The organism is Hydrogenovibrio sp. (assembly GCF_965140365.1).
In the GTDB taxonomy this organism is placed as follows: domain Bacteria; phylum Pseudomonadota; class Gammaproteobacteria; order Thiomicrospirales; family Thiomicrospiraceae; genus Hydrogenovibrio.
This window is the reverse complement of the sequence record NZ_OZ223196.1, coordinates 1,771,013-1,794,227: the sequence shown is the minus strand read 5'-3', so window position 1 is coordinate 1,794,227 and position 23,215 is coordinate 1,771,013. Positions and strand designations below refer to the sequence as shown.

The window sequence follows — 23,215 nt, the reverse complement described above, 5'->3', positions numbered from 1 at the left end:
CGGTTTAAAAATTCAGCTTGTCGTTCAAGTATTCTTTGAACGGTGTGCCGACGGAACTGAGCCCTTTGAATTCGATTAAATATTGAATGCTGTAATTATACAGTCCATTGTCCAGTTGTGTTTCCTTAAGTGACAATTCGGAGGCCCAGCAGCAACTGTCGTAACGGATGGCACTTTGCACTTCGGTTTTTCGTTCGCTGGTGAAGTCGTAATTGATATACCCTCCAAGGCCCCATTTCGGTGTCAACTGCCAGGTCAGTCCGGCGGCTAGGTCTTCCTGTTTGTTGGGTTGATTGCGGTTGGTGATGAGGTGTGTCATGAGCAGATTAAAGTCCGATGATAAGCCAAACTTGAAGCGGCTGTTGCTGTTGGTTAAGTCATAGTTGCTTCTATCGTACTGACTGGTGGAGGCAAAGTAAACCGGGCCAGCGGTAAAGCCCAGTTTAATGTAATAGTCGGACACGTTTTGGGTGTTCTGTGTCAATTCCGCTTCGGTTGCGGTGCTGTTGAGTGTGACTTGACGGTCTTCTAAATAAAAAATTTGCCCGAGGCCGGCTTCGGCCACCGGCGTGCCGTCACGTTTCAAAAAACGCGTGGTGAGGGCGGCGGATATTTGGTTGGTGTCGCCAATGCGGTCGGAACCGGAAAAACGGTTGTAGCTGAACAGGTTGGTAAAATCCAAACTGCGAGCGGTGGTGTCAAACAACGGTATGTTCGATTGATTTTGATAGGGCACATACAAATACTGCACTTCCGGTTCGAGCGTTTGGATCATGTCAAATCCGGCTAGAGAAAAATCCCGTTCGAAAATCAGCTTTCCGTGTAACGCATATTGCGGCACGGTGATGTCGAGCTGGTTTTGGCCGGAGGTATTGTAGCCGTTGTCTTGCATGTAATAGTGGACTTTATTGGCGACGGCTTCGGCTTTAAAGCTGCCGTAAGGCTGGTAATATTGGTATTGCACAGATGGCGATAGGACATTTCGTTGCGCTTCCGGCTTGTGCGCTTGTTTGTCGATTTGGAATTCAGTGGATTCAACCGGCAGGTTGACGCTGACATTTCGCAGGCCCTCGGTTTCGAACGGGTGGAAATAGTTTAGTGTGATTTCCGGGCGCTTTTCATAGTTGTAGTCGGCATCGTCGCGTAAGCGTAAGTAATTTAAGATGTGAACACCCGCCTGAAAATTTTCCTTGTTGTAATTCAGGTTGATGTAACGCTGTGTGTAACTGGCACTGTCCAATGCACTTTCCACCGGAATGTCGGTGTAGAAATATTTGTCGGACAATTCATGCCAGAGAATGTTACTGCTTAAACCGGGTGTCCATTGTTGCTGGGCCACCAGTTTGGCTCGCCAGCGCTGATCGATTTTGTCGCCATAAGCCGGGTCGCCGTTTTCGTCGATGTAGCCCAACCCTTCTTTTGAGGTGACTTGGTCGTTCAGGCCGGTTAAGTTCAATTGGGCGCTGCTGTTGGGGAGCAGATAACGGAATTCATTGTCTAGCACCCAACCACGATCCTGCATTTTCATCACGGTTAGGGTATCGTCGTAATTGGGGGCTAGGTTGAAATAATAGGGAACGGCCACATAGTTTTCGGCCGTGTCACGCGTTAAAGGACGGTAGCTACCGATGGTGGGAAACAGGAAGCCACTGGCGCGATCATCCATTGGGAAATCGATGTAAGGCGTATAAAACACCGGTACGGTCTGGAAATACAACCAAGTGTTGTAACCATAGATGCGGCGCTTGTTGTTATCGATTTGTAAATGCCCGAAGTCCAGTTCCCAATCGTATTTTTCTGAGCTTTGAATGTCGCCGTTGCGAGCCTGCCAACTGTATTGCACCAGCGGGCAAGTCGTAAAGGTAGCTTTTTCCAGTTCGGCCAGGTTCGTTTTTTGATTAACGTCCACTTGTTTAGCTGTGCCGTGGGCCCGGGTGTCGATGAACTGATAACGAGCGCCTTTAAGTTGTGCGGTTTGCTTTTGATGGTTTAGGTGTGCGCTCCGGCTGGTGACAATCAAACCGTCTCGCTGAAACTGAACCTGCCCAAATGCTTTGGCTTCTTCATTCAAGCGATTGAGCTGTAACTGGTTGGAAAAAACCACCAGGCCTGGCCGTTTCAGAACCACGTTGCCGCTTAGGTCGTAGGTGAGTTCATTCGGCTGTGAAATGCGATCGGCTTCAGCCGAATGATCCGCTTGGGCGCCTGGTGGGGTGATTGGTGGTGCAATCCAGGCCGGCAAGCAGGCTGGGTCGGAAGAAACCGGGGAGGCTTTTAACGGACTGGTATCGGCGGCCTGCAATAGGGAGGGAGACCACAATGGTAACAGTAAAAAACCTGATAAAATGAAGCGGCTTCGAATTGACATCCAGCGTTAAATCGTAAATGATGAATAATTCAGGTATTCTACCGCAAAGACAGCGTCGACGTTACCTTGAAGCGTTAAAATACGTTGGGTGATGGCTTTGTTGTCAGGATTACAAAACAATTAACCATTCTTCGGTCGGGCAAAGGAGCCGAAATAAAGTCGATGTCACAGCGTTTTCAACAATTACAGAGCTGGCTTGGCCAGTGCCCATCTTTGCAGGGGGGGGATGTCTCATCCCCTGTCGCCGCCTCAAGCGATGCCAGTTTTCGGCGTTATTACCGAATTGATGTTCGTCTTCATGATGCTCCGGATTCAACCCGCATTGTTATGGATGCGCCGCCGGAGCATGAGAACTGTGAGCCGTTTGTGCGCATTGCCGGTCAGCTAGAGAAAATGGGGCTGACAGTGCCCAGTGTGTTGGAGCAGGATTTGGAACAGGGGTTTTTATTGTTGAAGGATTTGGGCAATGAAACCTATCTGAACCGTTTGACGACCACCGAGTCCGAAGAGACGGCGGATGCCTTGTATGCGGATGCGTTGAATGCGCTCGTGGCTCTGCAAACAAAAGGCAAACAACAGGCCGGCGCCTTGCCGGAGTACGATGCGGTTTTGCTGAATACTGAAATGGCGCTGTTTACCGATTGGCTACTGGGAACGCATTTGGAGGTCTCATTATCGGCTTCCGAGCGCCAGGCCTGGCAGAATTTGACGTCCGCTCTGGCGCAATCGGCATTGAATCAACCGCAAACCTACGTGCACCGCGATTATCACAGTCGTAATCTGATGGTGTTGGACGCGGGTAATCCGGGGGTTTTGGATTTTCAAGACGCTGTGAAAGGCCCGCTAACCTACGACGCTGTGTCCTTATTACGCGATTGTTATATCACTTGGCCGATTGAGCAGGTTTCCGAGTGGCAGCGACAGTATTTCCTGAGTTTGGTGCAAGCGAGGTTGTTGGCGAAAGATGAGTGGAAAGGGTTCGTTAAAGCGATGGATTTGATGGGCATTCAGCGGCATTTAAAAGCGTCCGGCATTTTCGCCCGTTTGTATCATCGGGACGGTAAAGATGGCTATTTAAATGATATTCCGACCACTGTGCAGTATTTATACGACATGGCACCGCAATATGTGGAAACACGCGCTTTGGTCGACCTGCTGGAAACCAAAGTGTTGCCGGCGTTATCAAAGCCGCGTCAGGTGGTGTGATGACGGTTATGGCACCCCATAAAGCGATCATTCTGGCCGCTGGGCGCGGCAATCGTTTACGCCCGTTGACCGATGTCTTGCCCAAACCCTTGATGGAAGTCGGTGGCCTGGCGTTAATTGAACACCACCTGCTGGCCTTGTCTAAAGCCGGTGTGACGGATGTGGTGGTCAACCATGCCTGGTTGGGCGACAAAATCGAAGCCAAACTGGGGAATGGGGAGGCTTACGGTGTGCGCATTGTTTATTCTCCGGAGCCGGAGGGTGGCTTGGAAACCGCTGGGGGGATTTTGCAAGCCTTGCCCAATCTGACGGTGGGGGATACACCGTTTTTGGTCGTGAACGGCGATGTGTTAACCGATTATGATTTTGCAGGCCTGGTGAAAATGGCCTTGCCAAAGGGGAGCTTGGCGCATTTGGTGTTGGTGCCGACTCCGGCATTTAAAGCAAAAGGGGATTTCGGTTTGCACAACGGACGAGTGATGTCAGAAGGCGATTGGACTTTCGCAGGCATCAGTTTATTACACCCGAGTTTGTTCGATGGACTGACTCCTGGTTTTGAACCCTTAGCACCGTTGTTGCGCAAAGCGATGACAGCAGGCAAGGTAACGGGAGAGGTTTACTCCGGTCTATGGGATGATATTGGAACGGTAGAGCGTTTGGAAGCCGCTCGACGCCATTACCCAAAATAACACCTCTTCATAGAATTTTTTAAGTTGGCTTTTACGTCAATTAGAGTATATTAAACGTCGAGAAGGGCGATGGATAGCGCCCGGTTATTAACTCAAATGAATTGATTGAAATCAGTAGGATGATAAATGAGCCACAAACATAAAGCGACGATTGAAAAAGTGTTTGCGCACCCGATTGCGACGAATATTGACTGGAAAAAACTGGCTTCGGCTTTGGAGCATTTCGGGGCGGATATTGATGTGTCCAACGCCAATCGAGCGCACATTAAATTGAATGAGGCCGAGTTAACGCTTGGCTTGCCGCATCATGGGCATGAATTGGCCAATAAAGAAGAAGTCACCAAGTTGCGTCACTTCTTGGAAGAGCAAGGCTTGACTCCCGACAGTCTTTAAGCGGATGACAAAAGATTGTTAAACCGAAAAGGGAAGCGTGGCTTCCCTTTTTGCGTTTTGACGCTAAAATAAGTTTCATTTGAATTTTCCTTCCTAGGAGCAAATATGTTGTTTTTAGTCTCGCCGGCCAAAGCGTTGGATGAAACGCCGGCCCCGGCATCCGTACCGTCCTCTGAGGCCGATTTCCTTGCGCAATCACAACGCTTGATTGATGATTTAAAACAACTCGGGCCGGTGGATATCGCCGGGTTGATGCATCTAAGTGACAAGTTGGCCGAGTTAAATTACGAGCGTTTCCAAGCCTGGGAACAACCGTTTGGCGAACAAGCCAAACAAGCGGTATTGTTGTTTAAAGGGGATGTTTATCAAGGGCTGGAAGCCTCTTCGCTTAATGAGAATCAAATGTCCTATTTGCAAACTCATCTGCGTATTTTGTCCGGCTTGTACGGTGTATTGAAACCCTTGGATAGGATTTTGCCTTATCGTTTGGAAATGGGCACCAAGTTCGCCAACCCCGCCGGAAAAGATTTGTATGCCTTTTGGGGAAGCGAGTTGACGGAGGCCTTAAATCAACAGTTGGCGGCACAAGACAGTCGTTTGGTGGTGAACCTAGCCTCCAATGAATATTTTAAAGCGATTAAGAAAAAAGAGTTGAACGCCGATATCATTACGCCGCAGTTCAAAGACTGGAAAAACGGTCAATATAAAATGATCAGTTTTTACGCCAAACGGGCGCGTGGTTTGATGGCGCGCTATGCCGCCGTAAACCAAGTGGAGCAGGTCGAGGATTTAAAGTATTTCGATTACGATGGCTATCGTTTTGCGCCGGATTTATCGTCCGAAAAAGACTGGGTCTTTACGCGGAAACAAGATGATTAAATAGACATGAAGCTCATCCCGAAGAGAAAGTTTATTTTGTTAGGAGTCCTTTGTGTCGCCTGAATATATGCGTAAAGGCATGCGAAAAAATGCTTTTCAGACATTCATAAAAACCGTTGGCACAGTGTTGAACCGTGGCAGTGATTGGTTGGAGCACTGGGGAAGTCGCCGAGTACACAATATCATGATGACGGGGTTGAGTCGGAGTGGTAAGTCTATGTTGTTTACCTCGCTGATGGCTTTGTTGATGGAACGGCATCGCGCAAGCATAAACCTACCGCTTTTAAAGGCTTTGCCACTCGATTTGGTGGAAGACGTGACCTTGAATCCGATTCCATATGAAGCGGTTTTCCCTTTGGAGCAAAGTTTAGATGCCTTGGAGAATGGGCATTGGCCCCCACCGACAGAGGCCATTTATGGTTTTGAATTGGTGCTGACACTGCGGGCCAGTTTTTGGGTGAAACGTGCTTTAGGGCGCAAACGTCAGGTGGTTTTTCGATTTTACGATTATCCGGGTGAGTGGTTGACGGATTTGCCGATGTTAGAAAAACCGTTTGTGGCCTGGTCGGATTCGTCCTGGGCACAGCAGTCAAACCGTCCTCAGCGTTTTTTTGCTCAGCAGTGGCAGGCGTTTACCGATGTGTTTGATTTTGATCAAATGCCAAACGATGATGTGGTGGAGGGTTACATTTCCGCTTATCGGGATTATCTTCAAAAAGCGAAAGCGGGGGGCATTACACTGCTGCAACCGGGAGCTTTATTATTGCCCGACAGTGACTTTGACTGGCAACGGCATGGCTTCGCCCCTTTGCCGACATCAATATGCAGTGATCCGGCTCACCCTTGGACACAACGTTTTACACAAGGGTATCAAGTTTTTCAAACCCGTTGGCTGAAACCCTTACGGGAGGCTTATTTTTTGAAGGCGGATAAGCAAGTGGTGTTGGTGGATGTGCTTGAGGGCTTAAGCCATGGTCGGGCGCACCTCAATCAACTTAAAGAAACCGTCTCTCACTTGTCGTCGGTTTTGGTAAAAGGGCGCTCTAAATGGTATAAGCCTGGGGTTTTAAGTCGGTCGGAATTTTCTCGTGTGGCCTTTGTGGCTACAAAAGTGGATCTGGTGCCAGCGTCTCAACATGGCGCTCTGTTGAAATTACTACAGGAAATCACCTCAGGGGCGCGTGCGCAATTGAGTGAACAGCAGGTGGATTTTCAGCATTTTTTAGCCTCGGCCTTGCAGGTGACTGACCCAGGTGAGATATCGGAGGCCCTGCGTTATACCAATCGATCAGGGGACTATACAGAAGCGGTTTTTGAACCCTTGCCAGAAACTATGTCTGAATTGGGGGAACATGAAAATTACCCTTATTTAAAGGCGGGTGTTCCGAAGGATTGGTGGAAGCGTATGCAGCATTCCCAAGGCGTTGATCGATTATTTGAATATTTACTGGGGGTCTCATGAGTCAGGATGATCAAGAACCATTGTCTCAGCGTTATATCCCGGAATATCGTTCTAGAATTTCGGAAAAAACGTTGAATCAGTCGCAGCCGGAAATTCATCTTGATGATGCAATAGATGAACAGCCTGTTATCGAACAAAAATCGGTTGTACCGGCTTTTCGGTTAGGAGGATGGTTGATATTGGCGGCCGTGTTGGTGATGATTGCGTTTGGCCTAACCGATGCCATGTTGATGATTCGAGCGTTGACGGACTCAACCCCTTGGCTGTCAATCACGCTATCCGCGATTTTGTTTGTCTTTGTTTTATTGCTATTGGCTTTCGTGTTACGAGAATGGCGAGGCTATCTTTCAATCAAGCGCTTTTTGAGTGTGTCAGACTCTTTAGATGCTCTTCAGCGCAAAGACGATAAAACCGCGACTTTGGCGGCTTTGAAACGCCGTGAAAACTTGCAGTCCGGCAGCTCGTTTGCTCGGCATTGTTATCAGGAATTTCATCAAGCACTTCGTTCCCACCATTCCAATGATGAGGTGTTGATGATCTATCGTGATCGTGTGGTTTTGCCGATTCAAGTGACGGCTAAAAAGCAGCTCAATAAAGTGTCGATGACATCCGGCGGCTTGGCGTTTCTAAGCCCAAATAGCTTGATTCAATCTATTTTGTTCCTATGGATGGGCATGCGGACTTTGCGTTTGATTGCTCAGGTGTATGGTTTGCGAACAGGTTGGGCTGGGAACTGGCGTCTGTTGCGTTTGGCCTTGGAGGGCTTGGCGGTCACGTCAGTAGTGGATTTGTTGAGCGATGAAGTGGTTTCGCAGATAGGGGGTGGAATCGGCGCAAAGGTGCTGGAAGGTTCCACCGAAGCCATCGCCGCCGGCGGCTTGAATTACCGTTTGGGCCGTTCTTTAATTCGACAGTTGGATCAGGCGTTTGCCGAATAATTTTAGCTGAGTAACGGTGAGTCTGGCGATGCCTTGAACAGGGCGTCAACATCTTCTTCTGTGAAGCGGATGTGATAGTTGCAGATTTCATTGTGTACGACAATTTCACCGTGTTCTTCCAGAATTTTGCGTGCTTCAGCCTCGCCGAGTGATAGCAGCATGTCTTCCACTTTTTTTCGATCTTGCGGGCATTCGAATTCAATATCTTGGGACTCGAACAGTTCGATGGTTTCTTCATGGAATAACCGATGCAACAGGGTGCGCGCATCCAGTCCAATCAGTTCCTCATCCTTTAAGGTGTCGGTAAGCATATAGATGCGCTCCCAGCCATCTTCGTCTTGCTCATCGGTGGTGGGCATTTTCTGGATCATGACGCCGCCAATGCCGCTTTCGTTGGCGGCCAGCCATAGTTTGGAAGGTTGTTGCTCGGACTGACTCAAAAAGGCCTCAAACGACTGGGCGATGTCGTTTTCTTCACGCGGTACATAGGATTGGAAAATGCCGTTTGTTTGAGTGTTTTCCATGGTGACCAGTATTTGACCATCGCCGAGCAGTTCTTCCAGTGTGGATTCGGTGGACAGAGTGGCATTGGTTTTGGCAACACCGCGTATTTTCAAGTCGTGTGTGGATTCGACCACTAATAAGTTCACCGGCCCTTTTCCCTGTACTTGAATGGAGACTTTGCCGGTGTGTTTCATGCCGTTGGCGAGCATCACGGCCATGGCGGTCAATTCACCCAGCACCTTGGTCAAAGGCGCGGTATAGTGGCGGTCTTTTATCATTTCCTGCCAGGCCTGGTCAATTTGCAGGTGCTGCCCACGGATATTGAGGTGTTTGAATAAGAAACGCTGAATGGCATTATTCATAATCGGGAGTCCTATGTAAGACGATTAAGCAAATTGGCCCTGTGCCTGGAGGTCGGCATGATACGAAGAACGAACCATCGGGCCGGATGCCACGTGAGTGAAGCCCATTTCCAAGCCGGCCACTTCCAGTTGCTTGAATTCGTCCGGTGTCCAATAACGTTTGACGCCGAGATGGAAGTCAGAAGGTTGTAGGTATTGACCGATGGTTAGCATTTCCACATCGTGCGCTCGTAAATCCCGCATGACATCCAGAATTTCGTCCATCTCCTCGCCCAGTCCGACCATCAGGCCGGATTTGGTGGTGGTTTCCGGACGCATGTCTTTAAAGCGTTTCAGCAAGTCTAAGGAGGCTTGGTAATCGGCTCCCGGGCGTGCCTCGTCATAGAGGCGGGGAATGGTTTCCAGGTTATGGTTCAGTACGTCCGGAGCGGATTGCGATAGGGTCTTCAGCGCAACGCTCAGGCGACCGCGAAAATCCGGCACCAGTGTTTCGATTTTGACGTCCGGTGTGGTGGTTCGAATGGCTTCAATACACTGCAAAAAGTGATTGGCACCACCGTCTCGCAAGTCGTCTCGATCGACGGAAGTGATGACAACGTAATTCAATTGCATGGCGGCAATGGTTTTGGCCAAGTGTTGTGGTTCATTGTCGTCCAACGCATTCGGGCGGCCGTGGGTGACATCGCAAAAAGGGCATTTCCGGGTGCAGATGTGGCCCATTATCATAAACGTGGCGGTACCATGACCGAAGCATTCGCCCAGGTTGGGGCAGGATGCTTCTTCACACACCGAGTTTAAGCCTTGTTCTCTTAGAATTTGTTTGAGCTCTTTGACGCGGCCAATGTGTTTCGCGGATGGCAGCTTGGCTTTAATCCAACTGGGTTTTTTGAGCTTGGGCTGGTTTGGGTCCGGCCGGTGTTTCAGCGATTTGGTTTTGTATTCGCCTTTTGACATCTGTTCGTTACGCGCTTTCAGGCTGTCTTTTTGCAAGCCGGTGATGGCGTCGAGTGAAATTTCGTGCATTTGTGGTGACGTCATAAGCTGGAAAACCTAATAAAACAAAGACGTTATTATAGTGCCAAAGCGATTTTATTCAAGAAATGCCGGGTGTTCGTCGGTGATTTCCGGTTCAAGGTGAGCCAATAAAATTTGACTCAATTCTGTCAGGCAGGCGTTCATGTCGGGAACGGCCGTCGCATCTTCTAATTCATCGGCAATTTGAGTCATTTGAATGCCTTCCAAGCCACAGGGGGTGATCCAGTGAAAAGGCGTCATGTCCATCGCGAGATTGAGTGCTAAGCCATGATAGGTGCGTTGTTTTCGGATTTTTAAGCCTAGGGAGGCGATTTTGTCACCGTTAACGTAAACACCAGGCGCATCGGAGCGAGCTGTTGCTTCTATGTGGAGGGTGTCCAGGTAGGCGATAATGGCGTTTTCCATTCGACTGATCAGGTCACGAACGCCAAGTTTGGCACGTTTGAGATCCAACAATAAATAGACGACCGCTTGTCCGGGGCCGTGGTAGGTGACTTGACCGCCCCGGTCGGTTTGGATAATAGGGATGTCGTTTTCGAGGGCGTGTCCGAGCAAGTGTTTGGCATCACCGTTCAAGCCTTGGGTAAAGACCGGCGGGTGGTTGACCAGCCAGATTTGATCGTCCGTGTCATCGGTACGTTCGTTGGTAAAATTTTGCATGGCCTGCCAGGTTTCATTATAAGGTTGCAGGCCGAGTACTCGAATGTGAACGGGCATAACGGATCAGAGCGTCATTAATATTTCAGGGTGCTGTTTCAGTTCACCGTAAACGCCGTGCAACTGTTCGAGGCTGGTGGCGTGAAAGGTAATGTTGACGGAAATAAACCGACTGCCTTTGGAGTCTTTGATGCGGATATTGTCTCGTGAGACATCCGGGGCGTATTTTTGCGTGATTTCAAATACGGTTTCCACCAGTGTGCCGTTATTTCGCCCCATGGCTTTCAGTTCGAAGTCGCAAGGGAACTCAATTAGGGATTCATTGTCGGGAGTGTGTAAATCGACCGTCATATTCAGTGTCTCATGTTGTTTGCTTTTTATCGGCGTTATTGTTCGAGAGGGTTACGCGTTCAATTTTTTATTTATATGGGCTTGTTTGGCTTTTTCAAAGTGTTGTTGCATTTTTTGCCAGGCCTGGCCGGGATGGCCGTTGCCGACAGGACGCCCATTAAGCGATGTAACCGGCAGGGCGTATTTGGTTGAGCTGGTTAACCAAATTTCGTCAGCGGCTTCCAAATTTGAAAGGGTTAATGGGGCTTCGCGATACGCCATATCATGCTCTTTCGCCAACGACAAAATGACTTCTCGGGTAATGCCGGACAGCAAAGAGGAGCTTTGAGGGGGGGTTGCCAGTTTTCCGTCGTGAACAATAAACAGATTACTGGAGGTGCCTTCGGTGACGAAACCGTCTTGTCCGATCAGAATGGCATCGTCTGCCCCTTGTTGTTTGGCGGTCATTTTCATCAGAATATTGGGCAAGAGGGTAATCGCTTTTATGTCGCAGTGCTGCCAGCGCAGGTCGTCCAGTGTGACGGCTTTGATGCCATGTGTTTTGATGTCATCTGAAACCGGTTTCAGTTCATTGGAATAGGCATAGAGTGTCGGACTTAAGTCATCGGCTGGCAAATGGTCGCGCTGCATTTGAATGCCGCGAGTCACTTGAAGATAAATAAATTGATCGGGCCAGGGGTGGATGTCGACTAGTTTTTGCAGCAGTTTGAGCCAGCCTTCATCATTCAGCGGGTTCATGATCCCGGTAGCGGTAAGACTGTTTTTTAAGCGTTTTAGGTGGGGCTCAAATGTGAAGAGTTGCTTTTGGTAGACGGGAATGACCTCATAGACCCCGTCACCAAATAAAAACCCCCTGTCTTGGGGGGAAATTTGAGCTTTTTCAATGGGAATAAAATCGCCGTTTAAATAGGCGATTTGTTGTGATTTTCCCATAGGTTATCCTTTAATTAAAGGCCGAGGAACCCGAGTAAGCTTTGAAACATCAGCTTAATCTGATCCAGGATTTTTTTGAAGAAAGAACCTTCTTCTACCGGCGAGAGGCTGATTAATGGTTTCTGCGTAATCGGTTCGTCATTTAATGAGACACTCAGTTCGCCAAGCGGTTGTTCTTTGCCGACTGGCGCCGTGATTTTTGAGTCAATGGTGGATTCGATTTTTAAGTTTTTATATTGACCTCGTGGAATCGTGACATAAAGGTCATTTGCCAAACCGAGTCCGACGGTATCCTGTTGGCCTTCCCAAACGCGTGCATCGTTCAAACGCTGTCCGGCCTGATACAGTTTATGGGTTTCGAAGAAGCGGAAACCGTAATTCAGTAATTTTTGACTTTCTTGAATACGTTGTTTGGCACTGTTGGTGCCCAGTACGACAGAAATTAGACGCATATCGTCACGTTTGGCGGAGGTGACTAGGCAATAACCGGCGGATTCTGTATGACCGGTTTTCAAACCGTCCACGGAAGGGTCTTGCCAAAGTAACTTGTTACGGTTGTATTGAGTGATACCGTTAAAGGTAAATTTCTTTTGTGCGTACCACTTATACTCTTCCGGGAATTTGGTGATGAGTGCGCGTGCCAGAATGGACAGGTCTTCAGCCGTGGTGTAATGGTCCGGGTTCGGAAGGCCGGTGGCATTCATGTAATGGGTATGATTCATGCCAAGCGATTGGGCGTATTTGTTCATCAGTTCGGCGAACACTTCTTCACTACCAGCAATGTGTTCGGCCAGAGCCACACTGGCATCGTTGCCGGATTGGATGACCATGCCTTTCACTAAGTCGCGGACGGAAACCTTTTTTCCGACTTCGATAAACATTTTAGAACCGGGCATTTTCCAGGCTTTTGGAGAGATGGTGACCATATCGTCTAAACTGATATTGCCGTTGCTCAACTCATTAATCACGACATAGCCAGTCATGATTTTGGTTAAGCTAGCCGGCTCAACGCGCATGTCGGCATTGTCGCTGGCAATGATTTTACCACTGTTGTAGTCAATGAGAATATAGGCTTCAGCCGCTGTTTTGGGCGGTGACGGCACGACGTGCGGAACCGGTTGGGCCGGTGGGGCCGTCTGAATTGTGTCGGCCCAAGCCGGGTTGAGGAATGCGAAACATGCGAAAATAAAACCAAGCGTCTTAACCATGGGATATCAGTATCTTTTTAGCAATTAATAATCACGGTAATTTAACACAAAGCGGGAGAAACCGAAAGAGAGTCCCTTCCGTTATCCCGTTTAAAAGCATGGAAAAACAATGGAGGTGAAACCGTTTTTAGAGCTGTTATGAGGTAAGCAATCTTTTATGGGTGTGGATCGACATGAGAATGCCGAAGCTGACCATTAACGTGACCAGCGAGCTTCCGCCATAACTCAGTAGGGGTAAAGGCAGGCCAACAACGGGGAGGAGGCCACTGACCATGCCGATATTCACGAACACGTAAACGAAGAGGGTCATCACCAGACTGGCGGCCGCCAAACGTGCGAAGTTTTCTTGGGCTTGGTAAGCGATGTAGAGTCCGCGGGCGATGACCAGTAAATAAAGCAGTAGCAAGATGGCGACGCCGATTAAACCGAATTCCTCAGCCAGTACTGAAAAAATGAAATCGGTGGTGCTTTCGGGCAGGAATTCCAGGTGGGCTTGTGTACTGCCCATAAACCCTTTGCCTTCAATGCCGCCGGAGCCGATGGCGATTTTGGATTGGATAATGTGGTAGCCGGTACCCAGCGGGTCGGATTCTGGGTTGAGGAAGGTTAAAACCCGTTGTTTTTGGTAATCGTACATATAAAAGTTCCAGATGATCGGTAAGCTCGCGGCGACCAAGGCCATGGCCGATAAAATGAACTTCCAGGACAGACCGGCAAAGAACAAGACAAATAAACCACTCATGGCAATCAGGATAGACGTTCCTAAATCCGGTTGAACGATAATCAACCCCGAAATCAAACCAACCAATCCAATGCCGACCAGCATTTTTTTGTTGGAGGGCGGTAAGGTGTCGTGCGCGAATAGCCAGGCAATCATCATGGGAAGGGCGAGTTTCATGATTTCCGACGGCTGGAATCGGAAAAAGCCTAAGTCCAGCCAGCGTTTGGCCCCTTTACCGAAGTCCCCAAACAGCAGAACGCTGATCAGCATGAGGGTGCCAATGGCGAAAACCCAAGGGGTGTAAACCATTAGGAGGTTGGGCGGGATTTGGGCAAACAGAATCATGAGTGCGAAGGCAAAGCCGACTCGTACCATATGACGTGAGAGTACTTCTATATCCGCACCGGAAGCACTGAATACAACGAGGCTACCAATCACAATCAAACCGAGAATACCAAGTAGCAACCAACCATCAATGTGCAAAGAAACCAAAAGCCCTTTGTTTTGGCGATAGACTTTTTCCTTGGCGGGTAAATCAATTCTCATCGTGTAGCTCGGTCAGGTAGTATTTAATGATGTCCACAGCCACGGGAGCAGCCTTTAATGTGGAATTTTCTATGATAACACTGATGGCGATTTTCGGCTTTTCAACCGGAGCGAAGCCGATAAAAAGGGAGTGGTCACGTAGGCTTTTTTTGATGTTTTCTTCGTCGTATTCCGCTTCGTTAAGGCTGAATACTTGAGCGGTTCCGGTTTTGCCGGCCATTTTGAATGGCAAGTCACGTGCGTATCGTCTTGCGGTCCCACGTGAGCCGTGCATGACATCGACCATCGCCTGAATGACTTCTTCCCAGTTTTTGATTTTTTGAATTGGAATTTGTTCTTTCTCGGGTTCGGCCATGCCTTTCAGTAGATGGGGCTCGACCACTTCGCCACGGTTGGCCATGATGGAGACGGCTTTGGCTAACTGTAAAGGGGTGGCCAAAAAATATCCCTGGCCGATGGCGGCAATAATGGTTTCGCCCTTATACCAGGATTCGCCTTTGGTGTTTTTCTTCCAGGCCTTGGAGGGCAGGATGCCGATGGATTCATTGTAAAGGTCAATGCCGGTGTGATGCCCAAACCCAAAAGGGTAAAGGGAGTCGTGAATCAGGTCGATTCCCATGTCTAGGCTCAGTTCATAAAAATAGGTGTCGCAAGACTGGGCAATGGCGGTGTTCATGTCGACCAATCCATGGCCTTGTCGCTTCCAATCGCGATAACGATGGTCTTTAAACTCGAAAAAACCGGGGTCGTAGATTTGTTTTTCGGGCGAAATGATGTTGTTTTCAATGGCGGCCAAGGCGACAAAGGGTTTAATGGTAGAACCTGGCGGATATTGTCCGTTTAATACCCGATTGATCAGCGGCCGGTTGTGATTTGTAAGCAGTTTCTGGTAGTTGGTTTGGCTGATGCCGTCTACGAACAGGTTGGGGTCATAGCCCGGTGAGCTGACATAAGCGAGAATATCGCCTGTTTTCGGGTCGGTCACCACCACGGCGGCTTTTTTGCCATCCAGATAGTTTTCAATGTATTTCTGTAAGCGAATGTCGATGGTGAGTTGAATGTCTTTACCTGGTTTGGCGGGCACGGTTTCCAGTTTTCGAATGACTCGACCGCGCGCATTGGTTTCAACCTGCTGTAGACCGGGAAACCCGTGCAGAATCGGTTCATAGAATTTTTCCACGCCCAGTTTACCGATGACATCGGTGCCGGCATAACGGGATTCGTTCAAGCCGGTGTATTCCTTTTGGTTGATTTTGCCGACATACCCCAAGGCGTGAACGGCGGCGGAACCAAAGGGGTAGGTACGTTTTAGTTTTGCGACCAGCGTAATGCCGGGAAACTGATAACTGTTGCCGGCAAAGCGAGCGGCTTCGTTTTCGGAAAGGGTGTAGGGCAAATAAATCGGACGATATTTGCTGGAAACTTTCAGGCGTTTTTCGAATTTGGTTAGTTTCTGTTCCGGCAGGTCTGGCAAAACATCATGCAGTCGATTAATAGTGTCGGAAATACTTTGAATTTTGTCTTTGGAAAACCTAAGCACAAAGACCGGCTGGTTGTCGGCCAGCAATATGTGGTTGCGATCATATATCCGGCCGCGTACAGCAGGAATCGGTTCCACGGAAATGCGATTGCCTTCCGCCATGGAGTGGTAATGGCTGTAGCCAACCCATTGCAGATACGTCATGCGTCCCAATAATACTAAAAAGAAAACAATCGCAAAGGCCAGTGCAAAATAGATGCGCGCACGGAAAAGACGTTTTTGCTGACTGATTTCGTTTTCGGTTTGAAAGTGGTGTCGGCTTCTCATGGCGAATCAGCTGAATACAAATCGTTGTGTTAGACGTTGCATTACCGTTGAGAAAAATGGCCAGATGAGGGCGGCAATAAACGGCTCGGACCAGAAATAAAGGAGATCATGTCCAACAAGAACCGGGTGAAACAGAAACCAATTCATGACTTGAAATAATGCGATATAAGTACCGATGATTAAGGATTGTTGCCAGAGTGGGTAGCCCTTGAATCGCAATCGGGAGCGTAACATTAAAAACGTCAAGGTGATGAAAATTAAGCTGTGTGCGCCCAACGGTGTATTGAGTGAGGCGTCAAAAATCAAGCCGAGCAGAAAAGCCGACAGTAAATGCGTTTTGTCGAGTATTTGCGTGGTCCAGAACAGTAGCATCAACACTGTTAGATAGGGGATGAAGTTAATTTTAAAACTTAAAATCATCATGTTGTCGAGCACGATGCTCAGCAGGTAACTGAACAGCAAAAGCCATTTGATGTCGGATACACGAAGGGAAAACACTTTATCGGACATCGATTTCTCCAATCTGGTTCGACAAGATCAACACCTTTTGAGAGCGGTTTAAATCGGCCATGGGGTCTGCCGCTATTTCATAATAGGGTTCATCTTTGAGATTGCTGATTTTCGAAATTTTCGCCACAGGATACCCTTCAGGGAAAATATTGCCCAGGCCTGAGGTTTCCAGCAGGTCGCCTTCATGAACCGAACTGGAGTTGGGGATGAACATTAACGATAGGCGGTCGTGTCCTAATCCGCTGAGAATGCCGCGTTGTCCGGTGCGTTGAATGCGTACTGGAACTTGAATGTCCGGGTCGGTAATCAATTGCACTCGGCTGGAGGTCGGGGTTAAGTGGGTGATGAGTCCTATAAGCCCCTTAGCGTCGATGACGGTCTGGTTAATGTCGACGTCGTCCAAAGCCCCTTTGTTGAGCGTATAAAATTGCGCATAAGGCGTTTGGCTATAAGCGGTGACGGTGGCGATTTGAATTTTTGAGGCATCCAATTGGCTGGCGGTGCCGAGTAAGCGATTTAAACGATCGATTTCCAGTTTGAGTTTCGCCATTTGCTGTTGTTGGGCTTTAAGCAACAGGTTTTCCGTTTGAAGCTGTTGGTTTTCCAAACGCAACTGGTTGATGGTGGTGTAATCCTTTTGCATCCAGTTGTAGATGTCGAGTGGCAGCGTGGCGGTGCGTTCGATCGGCTCAATGGTTGTGAGCAAAAGATTACGAAAATTAGACAGCAGATGACTGTAATGGTCCATAACCATTAGTGCGATGCAGAGGATGAAAAAGACAACGAATTGAGTGCCTTCTTTTTGGGGTGACGTGGAACTTAGATTGATGATAGCCTCCTTGCGACAAGAAGGCTATTTGAAAAAGCTGAATTGAGGTTGAGGCAGGGCAAAAGCATTTTAATCAAATGAAAAAACGTCAATTCCTTTTTCATCCATGAGCTCCAACGCACGACCACCGCCACGGGCTACGCAGGTTAGAGGGTCGTCTGCGATGATGACCGGAACACCGGTTTCTTCGGACAGCATGGTGTTGATGTTGCGCAACAAAGCGCCGCCGCCGGTTAGAACAATACCATGTTCGGCGATATCGGCGCCCAGCTCCGGTGGGGTATGTTCCAGTGCGGTACGCACTGCGCTGACGATGGCGGAAAGCGGTTCTTGAAGCGCTTCCAAAATTTCATTGCTGTTCAAGGTGAAACGTCGAGGAACCGATTCGGCAATATTAGCGCCGTGCACTTCTAAGGTATCCGGCTCAATTTCATGGTAAGCCGTGCCGATTTCTTTTTTGATTTTCTCGGCGGTGGCTTCCCCAATCACCATACCGTAGTTACGACGCACGTATTTGATAATGGCGTCATCGAAGCGGTCGCCGCCGACCTTGACCGAGTCCGACCAGACAATGCCGTTCAAAGATAAGGTGGCGACTTCAGTGGTGCCGCCGCCGATATCCACGACCATGGAGCCGGTGGCTTCACTGACCGGCATGCCGGCACCGATGGCCGCGGCCATCGGCTCTTCAATCAGGTAGACTTCACGCGCGCCGGCTCCGGCGGCGGATTCACGAATCGCGCGGCGTTCAACTTGTGTGGAGCCACAAGGCACACAAACCAAAACACGCGGGCTTGGTTGAAAGAAGCGAGCTTCGTGTACTTTACGTATAAAGGATTGCAACATCTTTTCGGTGACTTCAAAGTCGGCAATGACGCCATCCTTCATCGGACGAACCGTTTGGATTTTTTGGTTTTCTTTGCCGAGCATTTGTTTTGCGCCTTCACCGACGGCGACAATGGAGCGCGAGTTGGACCCTTGGCGGTTGTTCATGATTGCTACGACGGAGGGTTCGTTCAGAACCATGCCTTTTCCTCTGACATAAATTAGGGTGTTGGCGGTACCGAGGTCGATGGAAAGGTCGTTAGAAAAGAGTCCGATGATTTTACGCAACATTGAGGCAAATCCTTAAAATAGCTTGTTTCGTTGGTTTCAATTTTTATGGGTTTTTCGTCGCCGGGTGGGCGCTTTGTCAAAGTGATTGGTTTTGGTGAAAGCCACTTTTTCAATCGTCTTTGATTGAGCTGGAAAATGAACCCAGAAATAACCCAAACATTTTATATCAAACTCGTTATGAAAAGTCATTTATTTGTCATAGAAATTCGTATAAAACCTTAAATTACCATTTATAAGCATGGGGCTCGGCAAGTTGTGTTTTGTTGAGTGTTTCTTTGCCGGGTTTTATTGGAGTTTTTGTTGCTTGTCTCTTTTTGAAAAGTTCGAAATGTGGTAACTTAATAAGGTTTTAATTTTTGGTTTATGGAGAGTCGATGTGTCCTTGAATAAAACTGATGTCGAGTCAATTTCGCGTTTGGCAGCCATTTCGGTGGAAGCGTCTGAAGTTGAGCCTTTGGCGAATAAATTGTCCAGCATCCTGGATATTTTCACACAAATGCAGGCGGTGGACACCGAAGGGGTTGAACCTATGTCGCACCCGTTGGACCAGGTGCAGCGTTTGCGTGACGATGTGGTCACCGAAGTAGACCAGCATGAAAAATATCAAGCGTTGGCGCCGGCCGCAGAAAATGGCATGTACCTCGTGCCGCAAGTAATCGACTAAAAGAGACAGACATTCAGATGCACACTTTATCTGTTAAAGAAATGAGCGACAAGCTCAAAAAACGTGAGATCACCAGTGTTGAGCTTATCCAACACTATTTGGACCGCATTGAGCGCTATGACGCGGATTTGAACGCTTATGTGACCGTGACGCCGGAATTGGCGATGGAAATGGCCAAGGCGGCGGATGTGATGCTGGACGAGGGCAAAGGCGGACCCTTGACGGGCATTCCGGTGGCGCATAAAGATATTTTTTGTACCGACGGCGTCAAGACGACGTGCGGCTCGAAAATGCTCTATAACTTTATTGCGCCTTATGATGCAACCATTGTGGATAAGCTGAAAGCGGAAGGCATGCCGATTTTGGGTAAAACCAATATGGATGAATTTGCGATGGGGTCGTCTTCCGAAAGCAGTTATTACGGGCCAACGAAAAACCCTTGGAATTTGCAAACCGTGCCGGGCGGGTCGTCCGGTGGTTCAGCCTCTGCGGTCGCAGCAGGCCTGGCGCCTTTGGCAACGGGTTCCGATACCGGTGGGTCGATTCGTCAACCGGCCTCTTTCTGTGGCGTGACCGGGATTAAACCGACTTATGGAGCGGTTTCGCGTTACGGGATGATCGCTTATGCCTCCAGTTTTGACCAAGCCGGACCGATGGCGCGTTCCGCTGAAGAAACCGCTTGGTTATTGAATGCTATGGCCGGTTTTGACGAGAAAGACTCCACCAGTATTGAAATGACCAGGCCTGACTTTGAAGCCGAATTGGGGCAAAACATCAAAGGCCTGAAAGTGGGTGTCCCGGCGGAATATTTCGGTGATGGTTTGGACGCGGGTGTGGAAAAAGTCATTCGAGACGCCATTGCCCAGTTGGAAGCCTTGGGAGCGGAAATTGTCGAGGTGAGTCTGCCGAACAAAGATTTGGCGGTGCCATCTTATTATGTGCTGGCGCCGGCGGAAGCCTCGTCCAATTTGTCGCGCTTTGACGGTGTGCGTTATGGTTACCGTTGCGAGAATCCGCAGGATTTGGAGGACTTGTATAAGCGTTCCCGTTCTGAAGGGTTTGGTGCGGAAGTGAAACGCCGTATTATGGTGGGCGCTTATGCCTTGTCGGCCGGTTATTACGATGCTTATTATTTGAAAGCCCAGAAGCTGCGCCGCATGGTACGTGACGATTTTGTCAAAGCGTTTGAGCAATGTGACGTGATTGTTGGACCAGTGGCCCCATCGCCGGCCTTTAATATCGGTGAAAAATCCGATGATCCGGTCAGTATGTATCTGGCGGATCTTTACACCATTCCTGTCAACTTGGCCGGCATGCCGGCCATGTCCGTTCCGGCCGGTTTTTCTGGCGGTTTGCCGGTTGGTTTGCACTTGGTTGGTCCGTATCACAGCGAACCGATGCTGTTGAAAGTGGCACACCAATATCAACAAAATACCGATTGGCATCAACAAATGCCTGCGGATTATCAATGAGGAAGGAATGGACAATGACTTGGGAAGTTGTGATTGGTTTAGAGATTCACGCTCAATTAACCACTAAAACAAAGATTTTTTCCGGCTCGTCTATTGCCTATGGCGCGGCGCCGAACACTCAAGCCAACTTGTTGGATTTGGGGATGCCGGGACAATTGCCGGTCTTGAATAAAGCGGTGATTCCGAAAGCGATTACGTTGGGGTTGGCATTGAATGCCGAAATCGGTAAGCGTTCGGTGTTTGACCGTAAAAACTATTTTTATCCCGATTTGCCAAAAGGGTATCAGACCTCGCAGTTTTCGTTTCCAATCGTCGATAAGGGCGGTTTTTTGGAAATTGAAGTGGATGGCGAAACCAAAAAAATCGGCGTAACACGCGCGCATTTGGAAGAAGATGCCGGTAAATCGATTCATGATGCCTTTCCTGGGCAGACTGGGGTGGATTTGAACCGTGCCGGGACGCCATTGTTGGAAATTGTGTCCGAACCGGATATGCGGTCGGCCAAAGAGGCGGTGGCGTATGCGAAGAAAATGCATGAGTTGGTGCAGTATCTGGGAATTTGCGACGGCAATATGCAGGAAGGGTCTTTCCGTGTGGATTCCAATGTGTCGATTCATAAGCCGGGCACACCCTTCGGGACGCGCGCCGAGCTGAAAAACATCAACTCGTTTAAGTTTATCGAGCAGGCGATTGAGTACGAAATTCAGCGTCAGATTGATATCGTTGAATCCGGCGGCCAAGTGGTGCAGGAAACCCGTTTGTATGATGCCGATAAAAACGAAACCCGTTCCATGCGTGAAAAGGAAGAAGCGAACGATTACCGTTACTTTCCATGCCCAGATTTGTTGCCAGTGGTGATTACCGATGAAGACATTGAAGCGATCCGGGCCGAAATGCCGGAGTTGCCGGAGGCGAAACGTCAGCGTTATGTTGCGGATTTCGGGTTGTCGGATTACGATGCGGCTTTTCTGACCGGTTCGCGTGCCATGGCGGAATACTTTGAAGCGGTGCTGGCGGAAACCAATGAACCGAAAGTGTCCGCTAACTGGGTGATGGGCGAGTTGTCGAAAGCCTTGAACCAAAACGGTATGGATATTGCCGATTCGCCCGTTTCCGCACCCCAGCTAGCCGGTTTGATTGCGCGCATCCAGGATCAGACCATTTCCGGAAAAATTGCCAAGCAGGTGTTTGACGCTATTTGGGCGGGTGAAGGGGATGCTGATACGGTGATCGAGCAGAAAGGCCTTAAACAAATCACCGATTCGTCGGCGATTGAGGCCATGGTCGATGACGTTTTGGCGAACAACCCATCGCAAGTGGAAGCCTATAAAGGTGGCCAAGAAAAAATGTTCGGTTTCTTTGTTGGGCAGGTGATGAAAGCCTCGCAAGGCCAAGCTAATCCGGCGCAGGTTAATCAGATACTGAAAGAGAAGTTACAGCCTTAAATCATAAAAACCGCCAGGCCTGGCGGTTTTTTACTTTTTAGTGGGTGGAATTGTGAAAAGATTAAGGCAGTTTGAATCTTGTCTAAAATTCGCTTGAAACTCTATAAAAAAACCTTATATTAGTCATTATCTACAGTTAATGTGTTACAACAGAGACTGAACTCTCAACAACAGACGATTTGGTAACCATTGGAGGTTTTGAATGAAGCGAATCGGTTTATTTTTATTAACAAACATCGCGGTTTTGGCTGTGGCCATGATTACGATGAACTTGTTAGGTGTCGGCAATTATATGCAGGGCACCAATTTGGATTTAGGTAACTTGTTTGCCTTTGCGGCCATTTTTGGTTTTGCAGGTTCGTTTGTCTCTTTGGCCATGTCCAAGTGGCTGGCAAAAATATCGGTCGGAGCGCAGGTTATTGAACAGCCTCGTAACGCCGATGAGCAATGGTTGCTGGATACGGTGCGCCGACAGGCGGAGAAAGCCGGTATCGGCATGCCGGAAGTGGCGGTTTACGACTCGCCGGAGCCCAACGCTTTTGCCACGGGGATGACCAAAAATTCCGCACTGGTGGCGGTTTCAACTGGTTTGTTGCGTAATATGCGTCAAAACGAAGTCGAAGCTGTTCTGGGGCATGAGGTCGCGCACGTTGCTAACGGCGATATGGTGACCATGGCGTTGTTACAAGGCGTGTTAAACACCTTTGTCATTTTCTTTGCCAAAATTGTGGCGTACGTTGTGGATCGAGTGGTGCTTAAAAACGAAAGTGAAGGCCATAGCTTGGCGTTTATTGTGGTGGATATTGTGGCGCAGATTCTGTTTGGCATTTTAGCCAGTATTGTCGCTATGTGGTTCTCGCGTAAACGAGAGTTTCATGCCGATAATGGCGGCGCTTACCTGGCCGGTAAAGAAAATATGATCGCGGCCTTGCAGCGTTTGCAAACCATGCAGCCAGGCGAACTGCCGGACCAAATGGCGGCGTTCGGGATTTCGGCAAAAGCGTCCAGCTTTGGCGATTTGTTCCGTTCTCACCCGCCATTGGAAGATCGTATTGCCGCTTTGCGTGCGACCAGTCAGGAACAGTTGAAAATCGCCTGATTTTTAATCACAATCCTTCTT

General features: G+C 48.9%; 22 protein-coding genes. 10 read left to right on the top strand and 12 right to left on the bottom strand.

What is annotated here, in order from left to right; genetic code table 11:
• Positions 1-4 precede the first annotated feature (4 nt).
• A complete protein-coding gene (locus AC0KH7_RS08535; protein ID WP_472372531.1) occupies positions 5-2,320 on the bottom strand; it encodes an LPS-assembly protein LptD in 2,316 nt (771 codons plus the stop codon).
• 210 nt (positions 2,321-2,530) lie between these two features.
• Between AC0KH7_RS08535 and AC0KH7_RS08530 the strand changes: the two genes are divergently transcribed.
• From AC0KH7_RS08530 to AC0KH7_RS08505, 6 genes are all read left to right on the top strand, one after another.
• On the top strand, positions 2,531-3,574 hold the full coding sequence (locus tag AC0KH7_RS08530; protein ID WP_472372529.1) for an aminoglycoside phosphotransferase family protein: 1,044 nt from the start codon (positions 2,531-2,533) through the stop codon (positions 3,572-3,574).
• The gene (gene murU, locus AC0KH7_RS08525; RefSeq protein ID WP_472372527.1) at positions 3,574-4,263 is read left to right on the top strand and encodes an N-acetylmuramate alpha-1-phosphate uridylyltransferase MurU; all 690 of its coding nucleotides are present in this window, start codon (positions 3,574-3,576) and stop codon (positions 4,261-4,263) included. The genes AC0KH7_RS08530 and murU overlap by 1 nt, the downstream gene beginning before the upstream one ends.
• Before the next feature lie 126 nt (positions 4,264-4,389).
• Positions 4,390-4,656 carry a hypothetical protein gene (locus AC0KH7_RS08520; protein WP_472372525.1) on the top strand — a complete coding sequence of 89 codons (267 nt, stop codon included), beginning with the start codon at positions 4,390-4,392 and terminating at the stop codon, positions 4,654-4,656.
• 105 nt (positions 4,657-4,761) lie between these two features.
• Positions 4,762-5,535, top strand: coding sequence for a peroxide stress protein YaaA (gene yaaA / locus AC0KH7_RS08515; protein WP_472372523.1), 774 nt, complete (start codon positions 4,762-4,764; stop codon positions 5,533-5,535).
• A 52-nt stretch (positions 5,536-5,587) separates the two neighbouring features.
• The gene (locus tag AC0KH7_RS08510; RefSeq protein WP_472372521.1) at positions 5,588-6,997 is read left to right on the top strand and encodes a YcjX family protein; all 1,410 of its coding nucleotides are present in this window, start codon (positions 5,588-5,590) and stop codon (positions 6,995-6,997) included.
• Positions 6,994-7,935, top strand: a complete 942-nt coding sequence (locus AC0KH7_RS08505) for a DUF697 domain-containing protein (RefSeq protein WP_472372519.1) — start codon at positions 6,994-6,996, stop codon at positions 7,933-7,935. The genes AC0KH7_RS08510 and AC0KH7_RS08505 overlap by 4 nt, the downstream gene beginning before the upstream one ends.
• A gap of 2 nt (positions 7,936-7,937) precedes the next feature.
• On the opposite strand, the gene hslO is transcribed toward AC0KH7_RS08505, so the two are convergent.
• The 11 genes from hslO to AC0KH7_RS08450 form a co-directional block, all read right to left on the bottom strand.
• On the bottom strand, positions 7,938-8,801 hold the full coding sequence (gene hslO / locus AC0KH7_RS08500; protein WP_472372517.1) for an Hsp33 family molecular chaperone HslO: 864 nt from the start codon (positions 8,799-8,801) through the stop codon (positions 7,938-7,940).
• Positions 8,802-8,825: 24 nt separating this feature from the next.
• Entirely contained in the window at positions 8,826-9,839 is a 1,014-nt protein-coding gene (gene lipA, locus AC0KH7_RS08495; RefSeq protein ID WP_472372515.1) for a lipoyl synthase, read from the bottom strand.
• Positions 9,840-9,890: 51 nt separating this feature from the next.
• Positions 9,891-10,553, bottom strand: coding sequence for a lipoyl(octanoyl) transferase LipB (gene lipB / locus AC0KH7_RS08490; RefSeq protein WP_472372513.1), 663 nt, complete (start codon positions 10,551-10,553; stop codon positions 9,891-9,893).
• Positions 10,554-10,559: 6 nt separating this feature from the next.
• Positions 10,560-10,844 carry a YbeD family protein gene (locus AC0KH7_RS08485; protein ID WP_472372511.1) on the bottom strand — a complete coding sequence of 95 codons (285 nt, stop codon included), beginning with the start codon at positions 10,842-10,844 and terminating at the stop codon, positions 10,560-10,562.
• Between the two features lie 51 nt (positions 10,845-10,895).
• On the bottom strand, positions 10,896-11,777 hold the full coding sequence (locus AC0KH7_RS08480; protein ID WP_472372509.1) for a D-amino acid aminotransferase: 882 nt from the start codon (positions 11,775-11,777) through the stop codon (positions 10,896-10,898).
• Between the two features lie 14 nt (positions 11,778-11,791).
• Positions 11,792-12,985 carry a D-alanyl-D-alanine carboxypeptidase family protein gene (locus AC0KH7_RS08475; protein ID WP_472372507.1) on the bottom strand — a complete coding sequence of 398 codons (1,194 nt, stop codon included), beginning with the start codon at positions 12,983-12,985 and terminating at the stop codon, positions 11,792-11,794.
• 136 nt (positions 12,986-13,121) lie between these two features.
• The gene (gene rodA, locus AC0KH7_RS08470; RefSeq protein WP_472372505.1) at positions 13,122-14,252 is read right to left on the bottom strand and encodes a rod shape-determining protein RodA; all 1,131 of its coding nucleotides are present in this window, start codon (positions 14,250-14,252) and stop codon (positions 13,122-13,124) included.
• Positions 14,242-16,059, bottom strand: coding sequence for a penicillin-binding protein 2 (gene mrdA / locus AC0KH7_RS08465; RefSeq protein WP_472372503.1), 1,818 nt, complete (start codon positions 16,057-16,059; stop codon positions 14,242-14,244). The genes rodA and mrdA overlap by 11 nt, the downstream gene beginning before the upstream one ends.
• Before the next feature lie 6 nt (positions 16,060-16,065).
• Positions 16,066-16,569: a rod shape-determining protein MreD gene (gene mreD, locus AC0KH7_RS08460; protein WP_472372501.1), complete on the bottom strand. Its 504-nt coding sequence runs from the start codon at positions 16,567-16,569 to the stop codon at positions 16,066-16,068.
• Entirely contained in the window at positions 16,559-17,398 is an 840-nt protein-coding gene (gene mreC / locus AC0KH7_RS08455) for a rod shape-determining protein MreC (protein ID WP_472373794.1), read from the bottom strand. Before mreC ends, mreD begins: the two co-directional genes overlap by 11 nt.
• Positions 17,399-17,467: 69 nt before the next feature.
• Entirely contained in the window at positions 17,468-18,514 is a 1,047-nt protein-coding gene (locus AC0KH7_RS08450; RefSeq protein WP_029938512.1) for a rod shape-determining protein, read from the bottom strand.
• Positions 18,515-18,890: 376 nt separating this feature from the next.
• Between AC0KH7_RS08450 and gatC the strand changes: the two genes are divergently transcribed.
• From gatC to htpX, 4 genes are all read left to right on the top strand, one after another.
• Positions 18,891-19,178: an Asp-tRNA(Asn)/Glu-tRNA(Gln) amidotransferase subunit GatC gene (gene gatC / locus AC0KH7_RS08445; protein WP_472372499.1), complete on the top strand. Its 288-nt coding sequence runs from the start codon at positions 18,891-18,893 to the stop codon at positions 19,176-19,178.
• 17 nt (positions 19,179-19,195) lie between these two features.
• Positions 19,196-20,650: an Asp-tRNA(Asn)/Glu-tRNA(Gln) amidotransferase subunit GatA gene (gatA, locus tag AC0KH7_RS08440; protein ID WP_472372497.1), complete on the top strand. Its 1,455-nt coding sequence runs from the start codon at positions 19,196-19,198 to the stop codon at positions 20,648-20,650.
• A gap of 14 nt (positions 20,651-20,664) precedes the next feature.
• Entirely contained in the window at positions 20,665-22,095 is a 1,431-nt protein-coding gene (gatB, locus tag AC0KH7_RS08435) for an Asp-tRNA(Asn)/Glu-tRNA(Gln) amidotransferase subunit GatB (RefSeq protein ID WP_472372495.1), read from the top strand.
• Positions 22,096-22,297: 202 nt separating this feature from the next.
• The gene (gene htpX / locus AC0KH7_RS08430) at positions 22,298-23,194 is read left to right on the top strand and encodes a protease HtpX (RefSeq protein ID WP_472372493.1); all 897 of its coding nucleotides are present in this window, start codon (positions 22,298-22,300) and stop codon (positions 23,192-23,194) included.
• Positions 23,195-23,215: the final 21 nt, after the last annotated feature.